Origin of the sequence: Arthrobacter dokdonellae, assembly GCF_003268655.1 — a bacterium.
GTDB lineage: Bacteria > Actinomycetota > Actinomycetes > Actinomycetales > Micrococcaceae > Specibacter > Specibacter dokdonellae.
The window spans coordinates 3,256,853-3,278,854 of record NZ_CP029642.1 but is presented as its reverse complement, the minus strand read 5'-3'; the positions used below and the strand labels follow the sequence as shown (position 1 = coordinate 3,278,854).

Genomic DNA, 22,002 nt, shown 5'->3' with positions numbered 1-22,002 from the left:
CAGCGCGTATTCGCGTCGCCGGGACCCTGGGTCTGTTGGCCCTTATTCTCCGAGACGTCCCGCACGGGATTCGCTCTGGTCTTGCCCCAGCCCAAGAAACCAACAGATTCGACACTATCGTGCCGGCGAGCGGCTGGCAATGGACGGGCCGTTCCACCACGGCAGGAGCCGGCCCCCGCGCTGCGGCAGGGATGTCAGTGGCTGTCCGTAACGTACGGGGCATGACGTCAATGGTTGAGCATGTCCTGGTCCGCACCGCACCGTCCGGCGAGCCCTTGGTGGTGGAACGTGCCGGGCGGGAATGGCAGGTGGCCGAGGGGCCGCTGCGCTGGTTCGAGAGAACCAACTGGTGGGAGCAGCAGCGGCGGATGCCGCGGGGGCAGGGCCGCATCGATGTCGAGGTCTGGCGGGTGCAGGCACGGCTGGGGCGTAATCCCCGCAGCGACCTGGCCACCATGGATCTGGAACGCGATCCCACGGGAGGCGGCTGGCGGCTGAGACCCGCCGCCTAGGCGGGTGTGCGCGGGTGGCACCTGGCGCCCGCCGCAGCCGGACAGGCGCTTAAGCCGCAGCCGGACAGGCGCTTAAAGTGAAAGGCTCCTCGCCACAGCTATTGGGGGACGCTGTGGAGAGGAGCCAGTAACAAAAATATAACGGTTTCGGACTGCCTAAAGCAAATCGGCCTGCTGGAGCCCACGATGTGCGTCCATGAAGGGCAACTGCAAACTTAAGTTGAGGGACCCTCCACTGTGGCTATTGGGGGACGCCACAGTGGAAGGTCTGCACACGAATATACAACCATCCGCGCCCTTGCACAACACCGGACGTTCTACCTCCCTGAGGGGACAGTATGATGGTGAGTGTTCATTGCAGTGAACAAAAGTGTTCGCTGTACGCACGGGGACCGCGGCCGGACCGCCAGCCACGCCCGTCCAACGTTGAGGAACTGCATGACGGAATCCCAGGCCACCAAGCGCGGCAACGACGCCCGCGGCCACTCCTCGCCGGCACCCGCCGTCACCAGGGCGGCGGCCGTGCTCGACGCGCTGTCCGAGTCGGATTCCGGCAGGCTCACGCTCAGCGACCTGGCCCGAGAACTGGGGATACCCAAGTCCTCCACGTCAAACCTGCTGCAGGCGCTCGAGGACGCGGAACTGATCACCCGGCTCGGCACCGACTACGCCCTGGGCGTGAAACTGGTGGAACTTGGTGCCGCCTACCTGAGCCGACGCGACGAGGTCCGCGAGTTTTACAGCTTCTGCGAGCAGGCCGCGACACTCAAGGGGGAAACGGTGCGCATCGCCATGCTCGACGGCGGGAGCATCATCTACCTTGCCCGCTATGAAGGACATCCGGCGGTCCGCCTCACGTCCAACATCGGCGACAAGATGCCCGTCTCCGTCTGTGCGGTGGGCAAGGCCCTGGTGGCCCGCCTGCACGACCACGACCTTGAACAGCTCTACCCCGACGGACTGGAGTTGCCGGTCATGACCCCAAAATCCCTGAAGACCGGGCGGGCGCTGAAGGATGAAATCGCCCGGATCCGCGAGCAGGGGTATGCCTTCGAGGACGAGGAATCCACGCTGGGTGTGGTCTGCCTTGGCATGGCGGTGCCCACGCGCGGGGCGCACGGGCCCAGCCTTGGCGTGTCCGTGACGGCCTTGAAGGCAACCTTCTCCGATGCCCAGCGCGACGCCATGGTGGGCGAGCTGCGCGAGCTTGTCCGGGTACTTGGCAATCCCATGGGGTGATGGCGCAATAGCCCAACCTTCCTTGGCGGCAGCTAACTTTCCTTGGCGGGGCGTTCACTATGATGTACGCTGTTCATCATAGTGATCGATCTCATGGTCGATGTCGCGTTTTGGACCAACGGTGGTCCGGGAAGTTTCAAGGGAGAACAAGTGACTACACAGCCTTTACATTCGCAGGGCCAGACCCTGGGTGCGGGACAGGACACCGTGCCTGTCGACCCGGAGCAGCTCCGCCGGGCCACGCTTGCCAGCTCCGTCGGCTCGGCACTTGAGTACTACGACTTTTACATCTACGGCCTGGCCACCGCGCTGATCTTCGGCCCGTTGTTCTTTTCGCCGCTGGGCCCCTCTGGCGCACTGATCGCCTCCTTTGCCACCTACGGCGTCGGCTTCGCCGCCCGCCCCTTCGGAGGCCTGATCTTCGGCTATATCGGGGACCGCTTCGGCCGCAAGCAGGTGCTGCTGCTGACCATCGGACTGATGGGAACGGCGTCGTTCTGCATTGGGCTGCTGCCCACGCACGCACAGGCCGGCATGCTTGGTGCCGTGCTGCTGGTGATCCTGCGCATCATCCAGGGGCTGGGAGCCGGAGCCGAACAGGCGGGCGCCACAACCCTGATCTCCGAAGTGGCGCCGCGCAAACGCCGCGGCTTCTTCGCGGCACTGCCGTTTGTGGGCATCCAAGTGGGCACGCTACTGGGCGCCGGCACCTTCGCCCTCATGGGCCTGGCCCATCCGGAAGTACTCACCGGCTGGTTGTGGCGCGTGCCGTTCCTGGCCAGCATCATCCTCATTGCCATTGCCATCTACATCCGCCTGAAGCTGAAGGAAACCCCCGTCTTCCAGGAGCTGGAGAAGCACAAGAGTGTCACCAAGAACCCGGTGGGCGTGCTGTGGCGCTCATCCAAGAAGAACGTGCTGATCGGCATGGGCCTTCGGATGGGCGAGAACGGCAACTCCACCATCTACTCCACGCTTTTGGTTGGCTTCATGGCGGCCAAGGGCGGCGTGTTTGAAGGTGACAAGTTCATCGGCCCCGTCGGGCTGCTGATCGCCGCAGGGTTCTCCGCCATCATGGTGGTCGCCTTCGGTGCGCTCTCGGACCGCATTGGCCGCGTCAAGGTCTACCGCTATGGTGCACTTTTCCAGCTGCTGTTCGCCTTCCCGGCGTTCTACCTGATCTCCCTGGGTAACGTGACCCTGGTCTGGATTGTCATGAGCATCGGCATTGCGCTCGGCGTGCAGTCCATGCTTGGCCCGCAGTGTGCCCTGCTGCCCGAATTGTTCGGCTCCACCCACCGCTTCACCGGCGTGGCCATGAGCCGGGAAATTTCGGCCGTGTTTGCCGGCGGCATTGCCCCGTTCGTGGGCGGCCTGCTGCTGGCCGTCACCCACCAGTCCTGGATGGTGCTGGCCGGCTACTCGCTGGTGCTGGCGGGAATTTCCTTCGCCACCACCTTCTTCACCCCGGAAACGGTGGGCCGCGACCTGCTGCTGGCCGACGACGCCTAGCTTCCCCGCCCGGCGGCGCCTGCCTTGGTAGGCGCCGCTTGGCGTTTAACAGCTACGCACGACGCCGGACGCCGCCCTTCCGCTGTCCGGCCGCATGCCTTTCATGGTACGGACACGACGCCGGCGGTCCCTGCCGGCGGTGGAGTTTGGGCAGGGGCAGGACCGGGCACGAAGGCTCCGCCGGGCGACGGCGCGTTCTGCCGGGCGCAGGACCGGGGGCGGGCCCGGCGTACAACAGTGTCCTGCGCCGTGCACGGGGCGTGCGCGGCACAGAACGGGACGGCAAAAGGGGAGCCTCCCTTCGGAGGCTCCCCTTCTGGCGCACAGCGGTGCGTCACGCTTAATAGAAGTGGACCGGGTCCACCACGTGCAGAAGCGGGCCGCCGGCCTGGAACCGCGACAAGTTCTCGATGAACCGCTCGGCGATCAGGCGGTTCTCGGCAACGCTCAGGGCCGAGGTGTGCGGGGAGACCATGACGCGCGGGTGCTCCCACAGCGCGCTGGAGGCCGGCAGCGGCTCCACAGCGAACACGTCAAGGCAAGCGTAGGAGACCTGGCCGTTGTCCAGGGCCGCCAGCAGTGCGTCCTCGTCGATGACGGTTCCGCGGCCCACGTTGACCACGACGGTGCCGGGCTTCATGGCCGCGAAAACCTCCGCATTGATCAATTTCTCCGTGTAAGGCGTTCCGGGCAGGGTGTTGATGAGGGCGTCGGCGTTGGCGAGCAGCCCGGGTAGCCCAGCGGTGTCGGTGACGGTGTCAACGCCGTCGACCGGTTCGATGGTGCGCTTGGTGCCGCTGACGTTCATGCCCATGGCGCCGGCCAGCCGGGCGGTTGCCATGCCAATTTCACCCAGGCCGGTGATGACCACGTTGGAGCCGCTGACGAGGCGGGTGGGGGTGCGCAGTTCCGGCCAGTGCTTGGCGGCCTGGTCGGCGGCCATCTCCGCCGTGCGCTTGAAGCCGTTGAGCACGCCCATCATGGCGAACTCCGCCAGCGTCAGCCCGTGCACGCCGGCGGAACTGGTGACGGTGACGCTTTGTAGCTGGGCCTCCGACAGATTGGCGGCCTTGACGGCCCCGCCGGCGCCGGCGGCCATGGCCTGGATCCACTGGACCTTGCCGCTGGCGGCGATCTCGGCCAGTCCGGCCGCGTTCTCGTTGGGAAAGCCGTACAGGACGTCCGCGCTGCGCAGCATGTCCCAGTAACGGGACTCCTGATCCGGCGTCCGCTGGAAGGCCGGGTCGCCGCCGTGGTCCGCGGGGTAGCGCTCCGGCGGCAGCAGGTCAGGTTCGTAGAGCACCGACACGGCTGGATGGGCGGCCTTGATGGCCTCCACGTGGTCGGCTTCCAGCGGGACGGCGATCGCAACAATGAGTTTCTGAGGAGTCATGGTGTTCATCATACTGAATTGTGGATAGGATACTGAACAGATGGGGCTACATGACGACAGCGGCCACAAGGCAGTGAGGACTGGTAAATCGATGATGCTTGGTTCAACGCCGGCGGGGAACTCCATGACTGTCGGCTTTGCCGGCCTCGGCCACATGGGCGCGCCCATGGCGGCCAGGCTCCTGGAGGCCGGCTGGCCGCTGGCGGTCTGGAACCGCTCGCCGGCGGCCGTGGATAGGCTGGCCTCCCGGGGCGCCACGCACGCTGACACCGTCGAAGAACTCCGCGACCGGGACGTCATCATCTTCATGCTGCCGGACCTCCCCTTCGTCGAGGCCGCCGTCGAACCCCTTCTCAGCGCATGGGGCACCAATCCGCCCGGGCCCGGCACGGCCGTCGTGGTCATGAGCAGCGTGTCACCCGACGGGGTGCGCGCGTTTGGCGGCCGGGTGGCCGCGGCAAGCGCCGGCAACGCGTCGGTGGTGGACGCCCCCGTCAGCGGCGGGACCGTCGGGGCGGAAAACGGCACACTCGCCATCATGGCCGGCGGCGCCGAGTCCGATTTCCAACGCGTGCGCCCCGTCCTGGAAGCCATGGGCACCACCGTCCGCCGCCTCGGTGACCTGGGCGCGGGATCGCTGGCCAAGGCATGCAACCAGCTGCTGGTGGGAACCACGACGGCGGCACTCGCCGAGGCGGCCGAACTCGCCGAGCGCTCCGGCATGGATGTCGCCGCCCTGTTTGAGGTGCTCGCCGGCGGCCTCGCCGGGAGCCGGGTGCTGGACATCGTGGGGCCGCGGATTGCCGCCAGGGACTACGAGCCCACGGGGCCGGCGAAGTTCATGCACAAGGACCTCGGCTTCATCATCGACAGTGCCGCGGCGGCCGGATCGGCGGTGCCCATGGCCACGGCCGGGCACCGGCTCTACGGCACGCTGAAGGACCAGGGGCTCGGCGAGCTGGACCTGGCCGTGGTCCGTGAGAGCATCGCCCGGCTGCAGCCACGCCGGTAACGGACCCCCGCCGCCGACAGTGAAGCCGCCGACGGCCCGTAAGCGGCCGACAGCGAAGCCCCGGCCAGCAAGCGGTTTGACAAGAAAGAGGAGGATTTTTGAATGAGTGGAATGTTTGACCTGAGTGGCCGGGTGGCCCTCGTGACGGGTTCCAGCCGCGGGATCGGCAACTCGCTGGCCCGCGGCCTGGCCGAGGCCGGTGCGACGGTGGTGCTCAACGGGCTCAATGCCGAACGCCTCGCGGCCGCGGAGGCCGTGATGGCTGACGATTTTGCCGCGGGCCGCATCCGGTCGCTCGACTTTGACGTCACCAGCGACACTGCCGCCGCGGACGGCGTTGCCTGGATCGAGTCCAACGTGGGGCCGCTGGACATCCTGGTCAACAACGCCGGCATCCAGCACCGCGTCCCGCTGCTGGACCTCGACGTGAAGGACTGGGACCGGGTCATCAGCACCGACCTGACCAGCGCCTTTCTCGTCGGCCGCGAAGCCGCCCGCGGCATGCTGGCCCGCGGCCGGGGCAAAATCATCAACATCTGCTCCGTCCAGACGGACCTGGCCCGGCCCACCATCGCCGCCTACACCGCGGCCAAGGGCGGGCTGCGGAACCTGACGCGGGCCATGACGGCCGAATGGGCCTCCGGCGGACTGCAGATCAACGGCATTGCCCCCGGCTACATCCACACCGAGATGACGCAGAACCTGGTCGACGACGACGCGTTCAACTCGTGGATCCTGGGCCGCACCCCGGCCAACCGGTGGGGGACCGTGCAGGACCTGGTGGGGCCTGCCGTGTGGCTGGCCTCCGAGGCGTCCAATTTTGTCAACGGCCAGACTATCTTCATCGATGGCGGCATGACGGTAGTTGTTTAGGAAACAAGGATCATGACACACACCTTTGAACTGCCCGCCAGCGCCCCCGCCGTGGTGGCCCACGGCAAGGACGACCTCCGCATCGAGGACATCGCCTTGAAGCGGCCCGCCGCCGACGAGGCCGTCGTCGAAGTCGCCTACGGCGGCATCTGCGGTTCCGACCTCCACTACTGGCTGCACGGCGCCGCGGGGGAGTCGCGCCTGTTGGAGCCCATGGTGCTGGGCCACGAGGTTGTCGGGGTGGTGGCCCGCGCCGCCGCCGACGGCACCGGACCGGCCGCGGGCACCCCGGTGGCCGTCCACCCGGCCACCCCCGGACCCGGCGCGGCCCGCTACCCGGCGGACCGTCCGAACCTGTCCCCGGGCTGCACCTACCTCGGCAGCGCCGCCCGCCATCCGCACACCGACGGCGCCTTCCTGCGCTACGCAAACCTGCCCGGCAGGATGCTGCGCGTCCTCCCGCCGGAACTGTCCCTGCGCCGGGCGGCCGTCGTCGAGCCGGCCAGCGTGGCCTGGCACGCGGTGTCCCGGGCCGGTGACGTCAAGGGAAAGCGGGCGCTTGTGGTCGGTGCGGGGCCCATCGGCACCCTGGCCGTCGCCGTCCTTAGGCGCGCGGGCGCGGCCCACATTACCGCCGTCGACATGTTTGACAGGCCGCTGGAAATCGCGGCGGCGGTGGGCGCGGACACCGTGCTGAAGGCCGAGGACGCGGAGGCGATCGCGGCCGTGGAGGCCGACATCGTCATTGAATCCTCCGGCAACCGCTTTGGCCTGGCCTCCGCCATCAGCGGCGCCATGCGCGGGGGCCGCGTGGTCATGGTGGGGCTGCTGCCCTCCGGCCCGCAGCCCGTGGCCATCTCGCTGGCCATCACCCGGGAACTGGAACTGGTGGGATCCTTCCGCTTCAACGACGAAATCGACCAGGTCATCGCCGCGCTGGCTGACGGCTCGCTGTTCACCGACCCCGTCACGACCCACGAATTTCCGCTCTCACGGGCGCTGGAAGCCTTCGCCGTGGCACGCGACTCGGCCGTGTCCGGCAAGGTCCTGCTGGACTTCGGGGCCTGAGAGGCACGACGGCGGGTGCCCTCCGGCGTCGTGCCTGGCAAGTTGGCCCGAATCTGCACAGATGTTTCACCTGTGCAACATGGCGGGCCCATTCCGGGCCGGAGTGGGAAGGGCCCCGGTCCGGCGATAAGCTGAGGGAAACCATGTGTTCCCACCTATGGAGGAAAGTATGTCCGCACAAATTGGCGTAACCGGCCTGGCCGTAATGGGTGCCAACCTGGCCCGCAACCTGGCCCGCAACGGATACACCGTGGCACTGCACAACCGCTCCGTTGCCAAGACGGATGCCCTGCTGGAGGCCCACGGCTCGGAGGGCGACTTTGTCCGCACCGAGACGCTGGCGGAGCTGGTCGAGTCCCTGGAAAAGCCGCGCCGCGTGCTGATCATGGTCAAGGCCGGCGGCCCGGTCGATTCCGTGATCGACCAGCTCGTCCCGCTCATGGAGGCCGGCGACATCATCATCGACGGCGGCAATTCCAACTTCCAGGACACCCGCCGCCGCGAAGCGGACCTGGCCAGGAAGGACCTCCACTTTGTGGGGGTCGGCGTCTCCGGCGGCGAAGAGGGCGCACTGCTCGGCCCGTCCATCATGCCCGGCGGCTCCAAGGAATCCTACGCCGCGCTCGGCCCGCTGCTGGAGAAGATATCCGCCAAGGTCGACGGCCAGCCCTGCTGCGCCTGGATCGGCACCGACGGCGCCGGCCACTTCGTGAAGATGGTCCACAACGGCATCGAATACGCGGACATGCAGGTCATCGGCGAGGCCTACGACCTGCTGCGCAGCGCGGCCGGGATCGAACCGGCCGAGCAGTCGGAAATCTTCGCCAAGTGGAACGAAGGCCAGCTCGCCTCCTTCCTGATCGAAATCACCGCCGAGGTCCTGGGCCACGTGGATGCCAAGACCGGCAAGCCGCTGGTTGACGTGATCGTGGACTCCGCCGGCCAAAAGGGCACGGGCCGCTGGACCGTCCAGTCCGCCCTCGATCTGGGCTCGCCCACCTCCGCGATCGCCGAGTCCGTGTTTGCCCGCGGCCTCTCCTCCCAGCGGGACCAGCGCGCCATCGCCCAGGACGTCCTGTCCGGCCACGAAGTTTCCGTGGACCTGGGCGCCGACTTCGTCGAGGACGTCCGCCAGGCGCTCTACGCGTCCAAGCTCATCAGCTACGCGCAGGGCATCGACATGCTCCAGTCGGCCGCCGTCGAATACAACTGGGACCTGAAGCTGGACGAGATCGCGTCCCTGTGGCGCGGCGGCTGCATCATCCGCGCCGAACTGCTCAAGGACATCACGAAGGCCTACGCCGCCGAGGACAAGCCGGCCAACCTGCTGTTCGCCCCGGCGTTCGCCGCCGAAATCGCCGAGGTCCTCCCGGCCTGGCGCCGCGTGGTGGCCGCTGCCGTCCAGCTGGGCATTCCGGTGCCGGTGTTCTCCTCCTCGCTCGCCTACTACGACGGACTGCGCCGCAAGCGCCTGCCCGCAGCCCTGACCCAGGGCCTGCGCGACCTTTTCGGCGCCCACACGTACAACCGTGTCGACGTCGAGGGCACTTTCCACACGCAGTGGAGCGGCGACAAGAGTGAGGTCAGCGCCGTCGACACGCACTGACCCCCAACGTCTGTGTTGCAGTAGTTGGACTGATTTCGGCGATTTCGACCGATTTTCGTCCAACTGGTGCAACATAGTCGCTTAGGGGACGGCCCTTCTAAGGGGACGACGGCGGACGCGTCGCGTCCCAGCGTGCCCGTCAGCCTGGGCAGTCGGTGAGAATTTCCGCCCCGTTTACCGTGATGGCCACGGTGTGCTCCGTGTGGGCGGTGCGCGCGCCGGTGGCGCTGCGGAGCGTCCAGCCGTCGTGGTCCATGACCAGGCTCGCCGTGTCGGCCATGACCCAGGGTTCTATCGCCAGGAGCAGGCCCGGCTGCAGGACGTAGCCCCGGCCGGGGCGGCCGTTGTTGGAAATGTGCGGGTCCTGGTGCATGGTGGAGCCAACCCCGTGACCGCCGAATTCGGTGTTGATGGTGTACCCGGCGGCGGAGAGCACAGTCCCGATGGCATGGGAAATGTCCCCGATCCGCGCCCCCGGCCGGGCTGCTCCAATCCCGGCGGCCAGGGCGGCCCGCGTCGTGTCAATCAGGCGCTGGTCCTCCGGGCCCCGCGGCGTTCCCACAATGAAGCTCACCGCGGCATCGGCAACCAGGCCGCCCAGGGAAACGGCAAAGTCCAGTGTCAGCAGGTCGCCGTCACGCAGTGCGTAGTCGTGCGGCAGGCCGTGCAGCACGGCGTCATTGACGGAGGTGCAGATGACGTGCCCGAAGGGGCCGCGGCCGAACGCCGGCGCGTAGTCCAGGTAGCAGGACGTGGCGCCTGCCTCCGCGATCATGGCGGCAGCCCAGTCATTGATTTCAAGGAGGTTGGTGCCAACCCGAACACGCCCCTGGAGCGTCTTGAGCACGCGGCCAACAAACTGCCCGCTCTTCCTGGCGCGTGCCAGCTCCGCGGGGGTGAGGATTTCGATCAAGACCGTGCCTTCCAGGCATCCAATAGTTATACCGGTAATACTATACCGCTATGATGTAGCCATGGTCCGTTTACCCTTGTCCCCGGAAGAAGTCCTGCGCGGCAAGCTCCTGGGGGAGTTGTTGCGGCGTGCGCGCGGCGGGCGGCCGATGCTCGACGTGGCGCTGGCCGCCGGCATTTCACCGGAGACGTTGCGCAAGATCGAGAGCGGCAGGGTGCCAACGCCGTCGTTCTCCACAGTCGCCATGCTCGCCCTGGCCCTGGACCTGTCGCTGGATAGCCTGTGGCGGACGGTCCAGAAAGGTGCCAGCGCCCCGGGGATGGATGCCCGCCGGGCGTCCTGACCGCCCCGGACCCGCCAAGTGCGGGTCTAGATCCACATGGCCGGGTCGATGTACTCGGCCGGGTCGACGGCGGGCGCCATTTCCTTCTTCGAATCACGGTGCCGCCATGTGGCCGGAATGCCGGTGAGGATGGAGTTGGCGGGCGCATCCTTGACCACGACGGCATTCGCACCCACCGCCGAGTCGTCGCCGATGGTGATGGGGCCCAGGATCTTCGCGCCGGCTCCGATGGTGACCCGGTTGCCGATGGTCGGGTGGCGCTTGACCTTGGCCAGCGACCGGCCGCCGAGCGTCACGCCGTGGTAGATCATGACGTCCTCGCCGATTTCGGCAGTCTCGCCAATGACCACGCCCATGCCGTGGTCGATGAAGAAGCGACGGCCGACGGTGGCACCGGGGTGGATTTCGATGCCAGTGGCAAAGCGGGCCAGCTGCGACAGTGCCCGCGCCGGGAAGCGCAGGTTTGGATTGGCCCACATCCTGTGGGTCAGACGGTGCATCCAGATGGCATGCAGGCCTGAATAGATGAAAAAGTTCTCCGCAGAACCCCGGGCCGCCGGGTCATGTGACCGGGCGGCCTCGAGGTCCTCGCCTAACCTGGTGAAAAATCCCACAGACTTCCTTCAGTGCGCGTGTCAGCCGCGGATGTCGTCGTACAGGACGGTTGAAATGTAGCGTTCGCCGAAGTCGGGGACCACAGCCACAATCAGCTTACCGGCGTTCTCTTCGCGCTTGGCCACTTCCAGCGCGGCCCAAACAGCTGCCCCGGCGGAAATGCCGCCGAGGATCCCTTCCTGGGTGCCCAAGGCGCGGGCCACGGCCACGGAATCCTCCAGCGTCGCGTCCAGGACTTCGTCGTAGATGCCTTGGTCCAGCACCTCGGGGATGAAGTTCGCGCCCAGGCCCTGAATCTTGTGCGGGCCCGGCGCCCCGCCGTTGAGGATCGCCGAATCACTCGGCTCGACGGCGATGATCTGCACGCCGGGCTTGCGGGACTTGAGCAGCTGGCCCGCGCCGGTAATGGTGCCGCCGGTGCCGATGCCTGCCACCAGGATGTCCACGGCGCCGTTGGTGTCTTCCCAGATTTCCTCGCCCGTGGTGGTCCGGTGGATTTCCGGGTTTGCCTTGTTGGCGAACTGCTGGGCCCAAATGGAATTCTCCGTGTTGGCCACAATTTCCTTGGCCTTCTCCACGGCGCCGCGCATGCCTTCGGAGCCGGGGGTGAGCACGATCTCCGCGCCAAAGGCGCGCAGCATGACCCGGCGCTCGGTGGACATGGTCTCCGGCATCGTCAGGATGACCCGGTAGCCGCGGGCAGCACCCACCATGGCCAGCGCGATCCCGGTGTTGCCGGAGGTGCCCTCGACAATGGTGCCGCCCGGGCGGAGCTCGCCGGCCGCCTCGGCGGCGTCGACAATGGCCACGCCGATGCGGTCCTTGACGCTGTTGGCCGGGTTGTAGAATTCCAGCTTCACGGCCACGGTGGCGTTGAGGCCTTCGGAGAGCCTGTTCAGCCTCACAAGCGGTGTGCCGCCCACCAGTTGCGTGACATTGTCATAAATACGTCCCATGGATGGTCCTGTTCCTCAAAGAGTGGGTGGCGGATGGCACGGCCCAATTGTGTTAAACGTCAGCGTAACGGGGCGTCCGATGCGGATTCTACGCGGTCAGCCACTCGGCGTAATGTTTTCTGACTTTGGCAATCTTGGGGTTGATAATGACCTGGCAATATCCCACCCCGGGCCGCTGGGCGTAAAAGTCCTGGTGGTAGTGCTCTGCTTCGTAGAGGCGCCCAAGCGGCGAGACCTCCGTGACGATGGGGTCCCGCCAGTTTGGCTGGTTGCGCACAATCGCCGCCCGGAAGGCGGTTTCCTCGGCGGCGTTCGTGTAGAACATCGAGGACCTGTACTGCGTGCCCGTGTCGTACCCCTGCCGGTTGAGAGTGGTGGGATCGTGCTGGGTAAAAAACATGTCCAAGATGGTGTTTTCCGGGATCACGTTCTCATCAAACGTCACCGAGACCACCTCGGCATGCCCCGTCATGCCGGAGCAAATCTGTTCGTATGTCGGGTTGGGGATGGCGCCGCCGGTGTAACCGGACACCACCGACTCCACCCCCTTGGTCATCTGGTACACGGCGTCAAGGCACCAAAAGCAGCCGCCGCCCAATACAAAGGTCTTCACATCCATCTATAAGCCGACTCCGCCACATTTGATTCCCTGCCGTTGCCGGGCCCCCAACCGCTAAGCTGGAAAGATGAGCAAGGATGCAAATGATGCGACACGCGGTCCGGACGGTGCGGAGCCGGCCGGGGTGCCCGGCGAACACGCTGCGGCCGTTGAGTCAGCGCAAGCCGAAGAGCCGCAAGCTGCTGAACCAGTGGGGCCTGCTGAACCGGCCGTGCCTTTGGAGCCGACCTCGCCCGCTGAACCGGCCGCGCCTGCCGAACCGGTCGTGCAGCCTGCCGAACACATTGAACAGTTCCCCTCCACGACTATGGGGACCATCCCGCCCCTGGCCGCCGTTCCGGTTGACGAATCCGCCGCGCCGTTGCCCGACTGGGGCGGCGCGCGGGCGGCCGGACAAACGGAGGGGGGACAGACATCGGATATGGAGGGCACGGCGGAAGGTGCCGAAGAGCCCGTCACCGCCGTCCTTTCCGAGATACTGCTGGCAGTGGAGGAGCTCTGGCCCGAATCCCTGGCCGAGGAATGGGACAGCGTGGGTCTGGTGGCGGGACGGCCTGACGCTGAGGTGGACAGGATCATGTTCGCCGTGGACCCCACACTGGAGGTTATCGACGAGGCCCTGGAATGGGGCGCCAAGCTGCTCGTCACGCACCATCCTCTGCTGCTCAAGGGTGTGAACTCCGTGGCCGCAACCACTGGCAAGGGACGCGCCCTGCACCGGTTGATCGAGGGCGGCTGCGCACTGCTGACCATCCATACCAACGGCGACAGCGCCGTGGGCGGAGTTTCCGACGTCCTGGCCGACGTCCTGGGCCTGGAGGAAGTCGCCCCGCTGGTGCCCGCCGCGCACGGGCTCGAGGAGGAAGGGATCGGCCGCGTGGGCGTGCTGCCCGATGTCGAAAAGCTCGGCGAGCTGGCGTCGCGGATCTTCCTGACCCTGCCGGCGGTGGCCGGGGGCGTGCGGGTGGCCGGCGACCGCGACGCACTGGTGCGCAAGGTGGCCGTCTGCGGCGGCGCCGGGGATGGCCTGTTCGACGCCGTCCGCGCATCCGACGCGGACGTGTACGTCACGGCGGACCTGCGCCACCACCCGGCGTCGGAGGCCCGCGAATTCAGCAGCGACGGCCGACCGTACCTCATTGACCTCTCCCACTTTGCCAGCGAATGGCTATGGCTGCCGGTGGCCGCGCAGGCGCTCGCCAACGTGCTGGCCGACCAAGGCTTCCAAGCCGAGCTGGCGGTCAGCCAGACCAACACGGACCCTTGGGACTTCATTTTGACGCCCGGCAACTAGTGGTGTGTCTCAGTTTTGCTTGATGGTTTGGAGTGCGACGCGGCCGCGGGCGACTTTTTCCAAGATGGAGTCCGCGGTTGCGACCCAGATCAGGGGTTTCGGGCGCTCGTTGTTGACCTGAATGTATTCCTCAATTTTGCCGATCAAGTCCGGTACTGAGTGGAAGACACCCCGGCGCAGAGCCTTGTCCGTGAGGTCCCTGAACCAGCGCTCGACCAGGTTCAGCCAGGACGATGATGTTGGCGTGAAATGCAGGTGGAACCGGGGATGTTTGCCCAACCAGGACTTCACTTCGGCATGCTTGTGCGTGGCGTAGTTGTCCAGGATCAGATGGATTTCCAGGCCCTGCGGGACCTCCTTTTCGATGGTCTTCAAAAAGGCCAGAAACTCCTCATGGCGGTGCTTGTCAACGCACGAACCGATCACTTTCCCAGTCGCCACCTCCAGCGCTGCGAAGAGCGTGGTGGTGCCGTTGCGCTTGTAGTCGTGCGTCATGGTTTCCCCGCGGCCCTTCTTCATCGGCAACGACGGCTGGGTATGATCCAGGGCCTGGATCGAGGTCTTCTCGTCCAGGCACAAGACGATCGCATTCTCCGGCGGGTCCAGGTACAGTCCGCACACATCGATGAGCTTCTCATCAAAGTGCGGGTCCGTGGAGAGCTTGAATGTCTCCACCCGGTGCGGCTTCAAGCCGCGCGCCGCCCAAATCCTTTGGACCTGAGCCGGGGACACCCCGACCTTGGCCGCCATCGACCGCACGGACCAGTGAGTGGCACCCTCCGGCTTGGAAAACCGCGTCAATTCCACGATCTCGGCGATCTTCGACTCCGGAATCACCTTCTTCCGCCCACGACCGGGCGCCACCGCACCAAGCTTCTTCAAACCGTCAGCAGCGAACCGGTTCCGCCAAGCACGCACCGTTCCCGGCGTCACTCCGACGACCTTGGCAATCCACTCATTGGGAAAACCATCGGCAGCCATCAACAACTGTTAGCTGCAACTTTAAACTGACCATAGACGGCATTTTTGATTGACCGTTCGCGGCAGTGGTTTTGACCAGTGGCTGCAAGTGTTTTGACCAGTAGTTCGCCGCCGTCCGGTGGCTGGGTGTGCTGGGATTCCCTTGTCCATCCCCGTGTCTTTACGGGGAGAGCCCCTTCCTTCGGGGTGAAATGACGATGCCAATCGTTTCAATTTCACCCTTTGCGGGAAGGAAGGGGCTTATTTTGAAGTCTCCAGGAGAGTTCATGGAAATTTTAGCTGCTTATGACATGACCCAGTCGTATCGAGGTGCCGCGGTGGTTTGCGGTGTCTCACACAACACTGTCCGTTCGTATGTGAAAGCACGGGCTGCCGGTGCGCAAGCGCCGATCGCCCGCAAGCGTGGCAGGATCACTGACCCGTACCTGCCGGCGATGACACAGCTGGTGGAGCAGTCCCGCGGAAAGATCCGCGGCGACGTTGTTCACGACAAGCTCGTTGATCTGGGATACGCCGGTTCGATCCGCACGACCCGCTATGTGCTGGCCGGGTTGAAATCGAAGTACCGGGCCCAGAACGCCAGGGTTCACCGGCCCTGGACTGTGGCCCCAGGGCTGTGGCTCCAGTGGGACTACGGAGACGGTCCTGTCGTTGACGGCGCCAAGACCGTGTTGTTCGTCGCGTGGATGGCGTACTCACGCTTCCGTATCGTCATTCCCTTGCGGGATAAGACGATGCCGAGCGTATTCGCGGCCCTTGACAGGTCATTCAGGCTGATTAATGGTGTACCAACGTATGTATTGACCGACAATGAGAAAACAGTCACGGTCGAGCATGTCGCCGGCGTTCCGGTCCGCAACCCGCAGATCGTTGCGTTCGCCCGGCACTACTCCACCGCCGTGCACACGTGCATGCCGGCAGACCCTGCCTCCAAGGGCGGGGTGGAAAACGCGGTGAAGATCGCTAAAGCCGACCTCGTGCCCAAAGACACCAACCTGCGTCCGGAGTACGGCTCCTTCGCCGAGCTGGAGCAGGCCTGTGAGGCGTTTATGGAGGATGTGAATTCCTCCGTGCACCGCGCCACGCTGGAGATCCCCAAGGACATGCTCCGGTTGGTGGAACAGCCTAAGCTTCACCCGGTTCCGGCGGTGCCGGTCACGGCGAGTTTCGGTCAGGTCCGCCAGGTCCCGCCGAACACGCCCATGGTTACGTATGAGCATTCGCGCTATTCCGTCCCGCACACCCTGATGGGGCAACGGGTGTGGGTGCGTGGTACCGACACCCACGTCATCATCGTGCACGTTGACAAGGCCGGGCCGGTGGAAGTCGCTCGCCATAAGCTCACCCGCCCCGGCGTACCAGCGGTCATTGACGCGCATTTCCCACCAGCCTCTGCTGGCGCCCTGGAACGGGTCATCCGCCCCAGCAACAGGGCCGAAGAGGAATTCCTGGCCCTGGGCGCCGGGGCAGCACTCTGGCTCAAGGAGGCCGCGGCAGCCGGCACGAACAAGATCCGCCACAAAATGGAACGGGCTGCCACGCTCGCCAAGGTCATGGGCAACGATGTCGTCGACCAGGGCCTGGGAGCTGCCGCGGTGCACCACCGTTTCACCCATGAGGACCTGGTTTCCATCATCACCAACACCGCTACCGGCGAACCATCCAGCACCATCAACAACACCCGGCATGCCGTGACCGATCAAAGCCAATGGCTGTCCCAAGGCACCAGCGGTTGGGCGAACTTCGGCACCACCAACCCGACCACCACGCCCGGCGAGGAGACCATTCCCGCCGATATCACCGATCTTGAAGGAGCAGCAGAATGAGCGCCGCAACCCTGGCTCCGGCGCCGCTGGCAGACGTGGCAGTAGAACAGGTGATTGCGCTGATGCGCACCACCCGGATGCCCCACGCCCGCGCCGTTGTCGCCGACGTCCTGGCCACCGCGAAAGCCCAGCGTTGGGACCCCACCGAGGTCGTCAGGGTCCTGCTCGAGGCCGAAGCGACCGGGCGGAACCGGTCCATGCTCACCACCCGGCGCAAACGTGCGGGGTTCCCGACCGGGAAAACCTTCGATGTGTGGGAGGAATCCCTCTCCACCCTGCCCGTGGCGACGACCTCGTTCCTGCGAACTCTGGAATGGGTGCGGCGGCGGGAGAACCTGATCGCTTGCGGCCCCTCCGGCACCGGTAAGACCCTGCTGCTGGAATCGTTGGGCCAGCAGGCCATCGATGAAGGCCTCTCCGTGTCTTGGCTGAGCCTGGAGGACCTCGGCGCGCTCGTACGCCGGCACCGCATCGATGACAGCGTCAACAAAGCCATCACCCGCGTCACCAATGTCGATCTGATTTGCATTGACGATATTGGCCTTTTGCCTGTCTCCGGCGACGCCGCCGAAGGCTTCTACCGCGTCGTGGACGCCTCCTACGAGAAACGCTCCCTCGCGATCAGCTCCAACATCCACCCCTCCGGGTTCGATGAGCTCATGCCAAAAACCATCGCCACCGCGACCGTGGACCGGCTCATGCACCACGCGCACCTCTGCCAAACCAGCGGTGAGTCCGTGCGCCTCATGCAAGCCCAAAACGGGAAAGGAACCCACCCGATGAACTAACCGCGCACCATGGTCAGGCGCCGCAACCCCAGCACACCCCCGGCGCCTGGCCACTGGTCAAAAGTACTTGCCGCCCATGGTCAACCGACTGCCGCCACTGGTCAAAACAAACTGCCGCCAGTGGTCAGTTCTAAGTTGCAGTTGACAAACAACACCTTCGCCCGCTGCACCTCCCGATGGGCGGCAACCTGGGACTTCGACAAAGCCTCCAAAACAGGACGCTCAGCCTCTGACAACGACAACGCAGCAGCTGGTCTCGACATAAGACCAGTTTAAACCCACACTCATTGCTTATTTTGGAGACACACCACTAGCGCCGTCGTGCCCTCCCCACCCTCGCTCGCGTCCCCGACGGCTCCCACCCCTCGCCAGCTCGCGGTCGTGGGCCCTCGTGCGGGGCCCCTCGGACGCTAGCGCCGTCGCGTCCTCCCCGCACTCGCTTCGCTCGTGCGGGGCCCCTCGGACGCTAGGCTGTCAGCAGGTATCGACTTATAGCAGGAGGAAACACATGGCGAAGGCAGCACCGGCGGAACAATTGCGTTTGTTGGACATGCAGGTCCTGGACGGCAAGCTGCGGGCGCTGGACGCCCAGGCGAAGGCGCTCAAGGAGGACCCTCGGCTGCCCGACCTCCACGGCGGCGTGACGGTGGCCAAGAGCGACCTGGTCGTCATTGACACGGAGGTCGGAGACTTGTCGCGCAAGCTCACCAAGGCCGAGGACGACGTCGCCCAGGTCACCGCGCGCATCGCCAAGGACGACGCGAAGCTCAACAGCGGAACCGGCCTCTCCAAGGACCTGGTGGCGCTGCAGCATGACATCGAGTCGTTGAGCAGACGCCGCAGCGACCTTGAAGACGTGGAGCTTGAGGCCATGGAGGCGCTCGACGACGCCAAGGGCCGTCAGGCCGCGCAGCAGGCGCTGGTGGACCAGATGCAATCGGTGCTGGACGGCGTGGTGGCGGAAGTGCGCGGCAAGCTCGCGGCCCTGCGCACTGAACGGGATGCCACCGCCGCCGAAAGGGCCGAACTGGCAGCCAGCTTCGATCCGGCCCTGATGGCGATCTACGACCGCACGCTCGCCAAGTACGGCGTGGGCGCGGCCCGGCTGTTCCACGGCACCTCGGAGGGCTCTGGCATGCAGCTGAGCCCGGGCGACCTCGCCGAAATCAAGGGCGCCGCCCCGGACGACGTCGTCTTCTGCCCCGACTCCGGCGCCATCCTGGTCCGCTCGCCCGAGTGGTCGTAGGGCGCGGCCGGCTGCACCACGTCGAAATCTGGGTCCCGGACTATCAACGGGCAAAGTCAACCCTCGGTTGGCTCATGGAAGAGCTCGGCTATGGTCTGGACTCCGAATGGGACAACGGCGGCAGCTGGCAAGGAGCAGGCGAATACATCGTGCTGGAAGCCGGCACCGACGTTTCGGGCCCGCATGACCGCCGCCGCGCGGGACTGAACCATCTCGCCTTTGACGCCGGGCCGGCGTCGGACGTTGATGCCATCACCCAGGCCGCCCTGCGCCAGGGCTGGGTGCTGATGTTCGCCGACAAGCACCCCAACGCGGGTGGATCGGGGCACCATGCGGCGTACCTGGAGAATGCTGACGGCTTTGAGGTGGAACTGGTCGCCCGCGCCGACTAGCCCCGCCGACTATGTTGCTGGTGTTGGACCAAAAATCGCGAAAATCAGGCAAAGGCGTCCAACAAGTGCAACATAGGCGGGGGCGAATGGATGCGGACGAATGGACGGGGGCGAACAGACGCGGGCGGGAGGCCTTGTCAGTCGGCCAGGATGATGTTCAGCGTGTGATGCTTGCGCGGCGTGCCGGACACCAGTTCCACGGCCCACTTCTCGCCGGCGGCCCTGGCCAGCTGCGCGGGGGTCTCAGGGGCCTTGCCGCGTCTGGTGAGCAGGTGCCGGGCCAGTTCGCCACGGGTGTGTTTGGCAAAATGGGAGACCACCTTGCGGGCGCCGTCGCGCTCGGTGAACACGTTCACGGCAACCGTCCGTTCCGGCGCGGGCGTCCACGCCGCAGCGTAGGTGCTTGAGCGGCAGTCAACCAGCAGGTGCCCCTCGGCGTGCCCCTGCAGTGCCGCCGCCAGCTTGGGCTTCCAGTAGCTGGCCAGCTTCCCCAGCCCGGGCAGCCCCACCGACATGGACAGCCGGTAGGCGGGAATGCTGTCGGCAAAGGCCACGGCTCCCCACAATCCCGAGACAACCACGACGCCGGCATCCGCCTTGCGCTTTTGGGCGGCCGTCATGCTGTGGTAACCCAGGGCGTCGTAGAGGACGCCGGTATAGATGCTGTGCGCCGGCGCCGCGGGTTCGGCCGCCAGCCGGGTGTTCCGCAGGACATCGTGGGCCAGGGACGCGCCCACGCCGAGGTGCGCCAGCGCGTCCTCCCGCCCTGACACTTTAGCCAGGGAGGCGGCAACTTCCTGCCGGGCCTGCGTCAGCTCGGGGAAGTGCAGCTGGTCCAAATCCACAGGGCGTCCGGCGTTGGCGGGGGTCTTGCCTTCGGACGGGGGCAGCAAAATCAACACCCTGCGAGCTTACCGGCACCGGGGGCGTGCTTTTTCGGGCACCTGGAACCTCGAACGGACAGATATCGGCGATGTTGCGCCCGGGCACTGCCGTTATCTGCCCGTTCGCGGGAAGAAATGTGACGGGAGGGCGCGGGGATAGACCGGTCTAGTGAGGTGCGGCACTGAACTCGCGGATAACCCGTCGCCCTTGGCTAGAATGATGTTGGCTTGGACCAAGGGTGTTTTAGGCCAGGAAGGTAATTTTTCGTGACGCTCAACAACGCTTCATCGAACAGCGACGCCGCATTGGACACATGGATCCAGCGCGAGACACTGGCGGAATCCATGATTCCGCTCATTGGCCGCCTTTACCGCGAAAACAACGTGATCACCAGCATCCACGGCCGGTCCCTGATCAACCAGTCGGTGATCGACCTGCTCAAGGCGCACCGCTTCGCCCGCCAGATCGACGACGTCGAACTTCCCTTGGCGGAAACGCTTCCCCTGCTGGAAACCCTGGTCACCCTTCAGCTCGGCGCCGCCTCCTTGGACCTGGCCCGCCTCAATGCCGGGTTCAAGGCTTCGGACGAAACGAGCCTTGAGGCTTTTCTGCGCACGGAACTGGCCGACGTCGTCAACCGCTACGGCGCGGACGAGCGCACCAGCACCGACGTGGTCCTCTACGGCTTCGGCCGGATCGGCCGCCTGCTGGCCCGCATTCTCATTGAGCACTCCGGCGGCGGCCACGGCCTGCGCCTGCGGGCCATCGTGGTCCGCAAGGGCGGCGACGCCGATCTCACCAAGCGCGCCAGCCTGCTGCGCCGCGACTCCGTCCACGGCCCGTTCACCGGCACCATCACGGTGGACCAGGAACGCAACGTCATCCAGGCCAACGGCATCGCCATCCAGGTCATCTACTCGGACAGCCCCTCCACGATCGACTACACGAGCTACGGCATCCGCGACGCCCTGGTGGTGGACAACACCGGCCGCTGGCGCGACGAGGCGGGACTCTCCCAGCACCTGCAGAGCACGGGCGTTGCCCGCGTGCTGCTGACAGCCCCGGGCAAGGGCGCGCTGAAGAACATCGTGCACGGCATCAACCACGGCGCGATCCTGCCCGAGGACAAGATCGTCACGGCGGCGTCCTGCACCACCAACGCCATCACGCCCGTGCTGAAGGTCCTCAACGACAAGTACGGCATCGTCCACGGCCACGTGGAAACGGTGCACTCGTTCACGAACGACCAAAACCTGACGGACAACTTCCACAAGGGCGACCGCCGCGGCCGTTCCGCCGCACTGAACATGGTGCTGACGGAAACGGGCGCCGCCAAGGCCGTCGCCAAGGCGCTGCCCGAGCTTGAGGGCAAGCTGACGGGCAACTCCATCCGCGTCCCCACGCCCAACGTGTCCATGGCGATCCTGAACCTGACACTGGAAAAGGGGACCACCAAGGACGAGGTCAACACCTACCTGCGCGACGTGTCGCTGAACTCGGGCCTGCGCAAGCAGATCGACTACATCGACTCCCCGGAAGTGGTCTCCACCGACTTCGTGGGATCGCGCCGGGCCGGCATCGTGGACGGGCTGGCCACCATCAGCACGGAGAAGAACCTGGTGCTCTACGTCTGGTACGACAACGAATTCGGTTACAGCTGCCAGGTGGTGCGCGTCATGGAGGAAATGGCCGGCGTCCACCCGCGCCAGTTCCCCGCGCTCGACGGCGCAGCCCCGGACGCAGGTCTGGCCGAGGCGCGGGATGCGGCTCGGGACGACGCCCAGCCCGCCCCGGCGTCTGCGGCGTCACCGTCGGCACTCGCCTCTGCGTCACTGGCGTAAGGCCAGGCACCCACGCCAGGTTCCGGCGTCGTACATGGTTCGCAGCAGCCAGGTGCGGCGCCGACGCCGTCGCCCCGGCCTGTAGACT

20 protein-coding genes and 1 pseudogene are annotated in these 22,002 nt (G+C 66.0%); 14 read left to right on the top strand and 7 right to left on the bottom strand.

Annotated features, from left to right (window positions below; translation table 11 throughout):
- Positions 1-221: 221 nt before the first annotated feature.
- The 3 genes from DMB86_RS14620 (at position 222) to DMB86_RS14610 (ending at position 3,263) form a co-directional block, all read left to right on the top strand.
- Positions 222-512: a hypothetical protein gene (locus DMB86_RS14620; protein ID WP_113718452.1), complete on the top strand. Its 291-nt coding sequence runs from the start codon at positions 222-224 to the stop codon at positions 510-512.
- Positions 513-950: 438 nt separating this feature from the next.
- Positions 951-1,751, top strand: a complete 801-nt coding sequence (locus tag DMB86_RS14615) for an IclR family transcriptional regulator (protein WP_113718451.1) — start codon at positions 951-953, stop codon at positions 1,749-1,751.
- 207 nt (positions 1,752-1,958) lie between these two features.
- A complete protein-coding gene (locus tag DMB86_RS14610; RefSeq protein WP_227878768.1) occupies positions 1,959-3,263 on the top strand; it encodes an MFS transporter in 1,305 nt (434 codons plus the stop codon).
- A 340-nt stretch (positions 3,264-3,603) separates the two neighbouring features.
- Here DMB86_RS14610 and DMB86_RS14605 read toward each other — a convergent pair whose 3' ends face one another.
- Positions 3,604-4,668: a D-2-hydroxyacid dehydrogenase gene (locus DMB86_RS14605; RefSeq protein ID WP_113718450.1), complete on the bottom strand. Its 1,065-nt coding sequence runs from the start codon at positions 4,666-4,668 to the stop codon at positions 3,604-3,606.
- A 112-nt stretch (positions 4,669-4,780) separates the two neighbouring features.
- On the opposite strand from DMB86_RS14605, the gene DMB86_RS14600 reads away from it, so the two are divergent.
- The 4 genes from DMB86_RS14600 (at position 4,781) to gndA (ending at position 9,215) form a co-directional block, all read left to right on the top strand.
- The gene (locus tag DMB86_RS14600) at positions 4,781-5,668 is read left to right on the top strand and encodes an NAD(P)-dependent oxidoreductase (protein ID WP_113719583.1); all 888 of its coding nucleotides are present in this window, start codon (positions 4,781-4,783) and stop codon (positions 5,666-5,668) included.
- Positions 5,669-5,770: 102 nt separating this feature from the next.
- A complete protein-coding gene (locus DMB86_RS14595; RefSeq protein ID WP_113718449.1) occupies positions 5,771-6,541 on the top strand; it encodes an SDR family oxidoreductase in 771 nt (256 codons plus the stop codon).
- A gap of 12 nt (positions 6,542-6,553) precedes the next feature.
- Positions 6,554-7,609 (top strand): L-idonate 5-dehydrogenase, encoded by a 1,056-nt coding sequence (locus DMB86_RS14590; RefSeq protein ID WP_113718448.1) that lies wholly within the window; start codon positions 6,554-6,556, stop codon positions 7,607-7,609.
- Positions 7,610-7,778: 169 nt separating this feature from the next.
- Positions 7,779-9,215: an NADP-dependent phosphogluconate dehydrogenase gene (gndA, locus tag DMB86_RS14585; protein ID WP_113718447.1), complete on the top strand. Its 1,437-nt coding sequence runs from the start codon at positions 7,779-7,781 to the stop codon at positions 9,213-9,215.
- Between the two features lie 139 nt (positions 9,216-9,354).
- Here gndA and map read toward each other — a convergent pair whose 3' ends face one another.
- On the bottom strand, positions 9,355-10,128 hold the full coding sequence (map, locus tag DMB86_RS14580) for a type I methionyl aminopeptidase (protein WP_113718446.1): 774 nt from the start codon (positions 10,126-10,128) through the stop codon (positions 9,355-9,357).
- 61 nt (positions 10,129-10,189) lie between these two features.
- On the opposite strand from map, the gene DMB86_RS14575 reads away from it, so the two are divergent.
- Positions 10,190-10,471 carry a helix-turn-helix domain-containing protein gene (locus DMB86_RS14575; RefSeq protein ID WP_113718445.1) on the top strand — a complete coding sequence of 94 codons (282 nt, stop codon included), beginning with the start codon at positions 10,190-10,192 and terminating at the stop codon, positions 10,469-10,471.
- Positions 10,472-10,497: 26 nt separating this feature from the next.
- On the opposite strand, the gene epsC is transcribed toward DMB86_RS14575, so the two are convergent.
- From epsC to msrA, 3 genes are all read right to left on the bottom strand, one after another.
- The gene (gene epsC / locus DMB86_RS14570; RefSeq protein ID WP_113718444.1) at positions 10,498-11,085 is read right to left on the bottom strand and encodes a serine O-acetyltransferase EpsC; all 588 of its coding nucleotides are present in this window, start codon (positions 11,083-11,085) and stop codon (positions 10,498-10,500) included.
- A gap of 21 nt (positions 11,086-11,106) precedes the next feature.
- Positions 11,107-12,042 carry a cysteine synthase A gene (cysK, locus tag DMB86_RS14565; protein ID WP_113718443.1) on the bottom strand — a complete coding sequence of 312 codons (936 nt, stop codon included), beginning with the start codon at positions 12,040-12,042 and terminating at the stop codon, positions 11,107-11,109.
- A gap of 88 nt (positions 12,043-12,130) precedes the next feature.
- Positions 12,131-12,655, bottom strand: a complete 525-nt coding sequence (gene msrA, locus DMB86_RS14560) for a peptide-methionine (S)-S-oxide reductase MsrA (RefSeq protein ID WP_113719582.1) — start codon at positions 12,653-12,655, stop codon at positions 12,131-12,133.
- A 427-nt stretch (positions 12,656-13,082) separates the two neighbouring features.
- Between msrA and DMB86_RS14555 the strand changes: the two genes are divergently transcribed.
- A complete protein-coding gene (locus tag DMB86_RS14555; RefSeq protein ID WP_113719581.1) occupies positions 13,083-13,955 on the top strand; it encodes a Nif3-like dinuclear metal center hexameric protein in 873 nt (290 codons plus the stop codon).
- Positions 13,956-13,964: 9 nt separating this feature from the next.
- Here the strand turns inward: DMB86_RS14555 and DMB86_RS14550 are convergent.
- Positions 13,965-14,942 (bottom strand): annotated as a pseudogene (locus DMB86_RS14550) (IS630 family transposase); the annotation flags it as partial.
- Between the two features lie 239 nt (positions 14,943-15,181).
- On the opposite strand from DMB86_RS14550, the gene istA reads away from it, so the two are divergent.
- The 4 genes from istA to DMB86_RS14530 all read left to right on the top strand — a co-directional run bounded on the left by istA (position 15,182) and on the right by DMB86_RS14530 (position 19,188).
- Complete coding sequence (gene istA / locus DMB86_RS14545; RefSeq protein ID WP_335645009.1) at positions 15,182-16,762, top strand: IS21 family transposase; 1,581 nt, start codon at positions 15,182-15,184, stop codon at positions 16,760-16,762.
- Entirely contained in the window at positions 16,759-17,550 is a 792-nt protein-coding gene (locus DMB86_RS14540; RefSeq protein WP_113716823.1) for an ATP-binding protein, read from the top strand. The genes istA and DMB86_RS14540 overlap by 4 nt, the downstream gene beginning before the upstream one ends.
- Before the next feature lie 508 nt (positions 17,551-18,058).
- Entirely contained in the window at positions 18,059-18,796 is a 738-nt protein-coding gene (locus tag DMB86_RS14535; protein ID WP_113718441.1) for a zinc ribbon domain-containing protein, read from the top strand.
- Positions 18,797-18,870: 74 nt separating this feature from the next.
- A complete protein-coding gene (locus DMB86_RS14530) occupies positions 18,871-19,188 on the top strand; it encodes a VOC family protein (RefSeq protein ID WP_236783339.1) in 318 nt (105 codons plus the stop codon).
- A 137-nt stretch (positions 19,189-19,325) separates the two neighbouring features.
- On the opposite strand, the gene DMB86_RS14525 is transcribed toward DMB86_RS14530, so the two are convergent.
- Positions 19,326-20,090 (bottom strand): YaaA family protein, encoded by a 765-nt coding sequence (locus tag DMB86_RS14525; protein WP_113718439.1) that lies wholly within the window; start codon positions 20,088-20,090, stop codon positions 19,326-19,328.
- A 327-nt stretch (positions 20,091-20,417) separates the two neighbouring features.
- On the opposite strand from DMB86_RS14525, the gene DMB86_RS14520 reads away from it, so the two are divergent.
- Positions 20,418-21,914, top strand: a complete 1,497-nt coding sequence (locus tag DMB86_RS14520) for a glyceraldehyde-3-phosphate dehydrogenase (protein ID WP_418202333.1) — start codon at positions 20,418-20,420, stop codon at positions 21,912-21,914.
- Positions 21,915-22,002 lie beyond the last annotated feature (88 nt).

What these genes read in the sequence shown, in the direction of transcription:
- DMB86_RS14620 (WP_113718452.1), top strand. Translation starts at nt 222, where the DNA reads ATGACGTCAATGGTTGAGCATGTCCTGGTCCGCACCGCACCGTCCGGC.
- DMB86_RS14615 (WP_113718451.1), top strand. Translation starts at nt 951, where the DNA reads ATGACGGAATCCCAGGCCACCAAGCGCGGCAACGACGCCCGCGGCCAC.
- DMB86_RS14605 (WP_113718450.1), bottom strand. Translation starts at nt 4,668, where the DNA reads ATGATGAACACCATGACTCCTCAGAAACTCATTGTTGCGATCGCCGTC.
- DMB86_RS14600 (WP_113719583.1), top strand. Translation starts at nt 4,781, where the DNA reads ATGACTGTCGGCTTTGCCGGCCTCGGCCACATGGGCGCGCCCATGGCG.
- DMB86_RS14595 (WP_113718449.1), top strand. Translation starts at nt 5,771, where the DNA reads ATGAGTGGAATGTTTGACCTGAGTGGCCGGGTGGCCCTCGTGACGGGT.
- DMB86_RS14590 (WP_113718448.1), top strand. Translation starts at nt 6,554, where the DNA reads ATGACACACACCTTTGAACTGCCCGCCAGCGCCCCCGCCGTGGTGGCC.
- gndA (WP_113718447.1), top strand. Translation starts at nt 7,779, where the DNA reads ATGTCCGCACAAATTGGCGTAACCGGCCTGGCCGTAATGGGTGCCAAC.
- DMB86_RS14575 (WP_113718445.1), top strand. Translation starts at nt 10,190, where the DNA reads ATGGTCCGTTTACCCTTGTCCCCGGAAGAAGTCCTGCGCGGCAAGCTC.
- cysK (WP_113718443.1), bottom strand. Translation starts at nt 12,042, where the DNA reads ATGGGACGTATTTATGACAATGTCACGCAACTGGTGGGCGGCACACCG.
- DMB86_RS14555 (WP_113719581.1), top strand. Translation starts at nt 13,083, where the DNA reads ATGGAGGGCACGGCGGAAGGTGCCGAAGAGCCCGTCACCGCCGTCCTT.
- DMB86_RS14540 (WP_113716823.1), top strand. Translation starts at nt 16,759, where the DNA reads ATGAGCGCCGCAACCCTGGCTCCGGCGCCGCTGGCAGACGTGGCAGTA.
- DMB86_RS14535 (WP_113718441.1), top strand. Translation starts at nt 18,059, where the DNA reads ATGGCGAAGGCAGCACCGGCGGAACAATTGCGTTTGTTGGACATGCAG.
- DMB86_RS14530 (WP_236783339.1), top strand. Translation starts at nt 18,871, where the DNA reads ATGGAAGAGCTCGGCTATGGTCTGGACTCCGAATGGGACAACGGCGGC.
- DMB86_RS14520 (WP_418202333.1), top strand. Translation starts at nt 20,418, where the DNA reads ATGATTCCGCTCATTGGCCGCCTTTACCGCGAAAACAACGTGATCACC.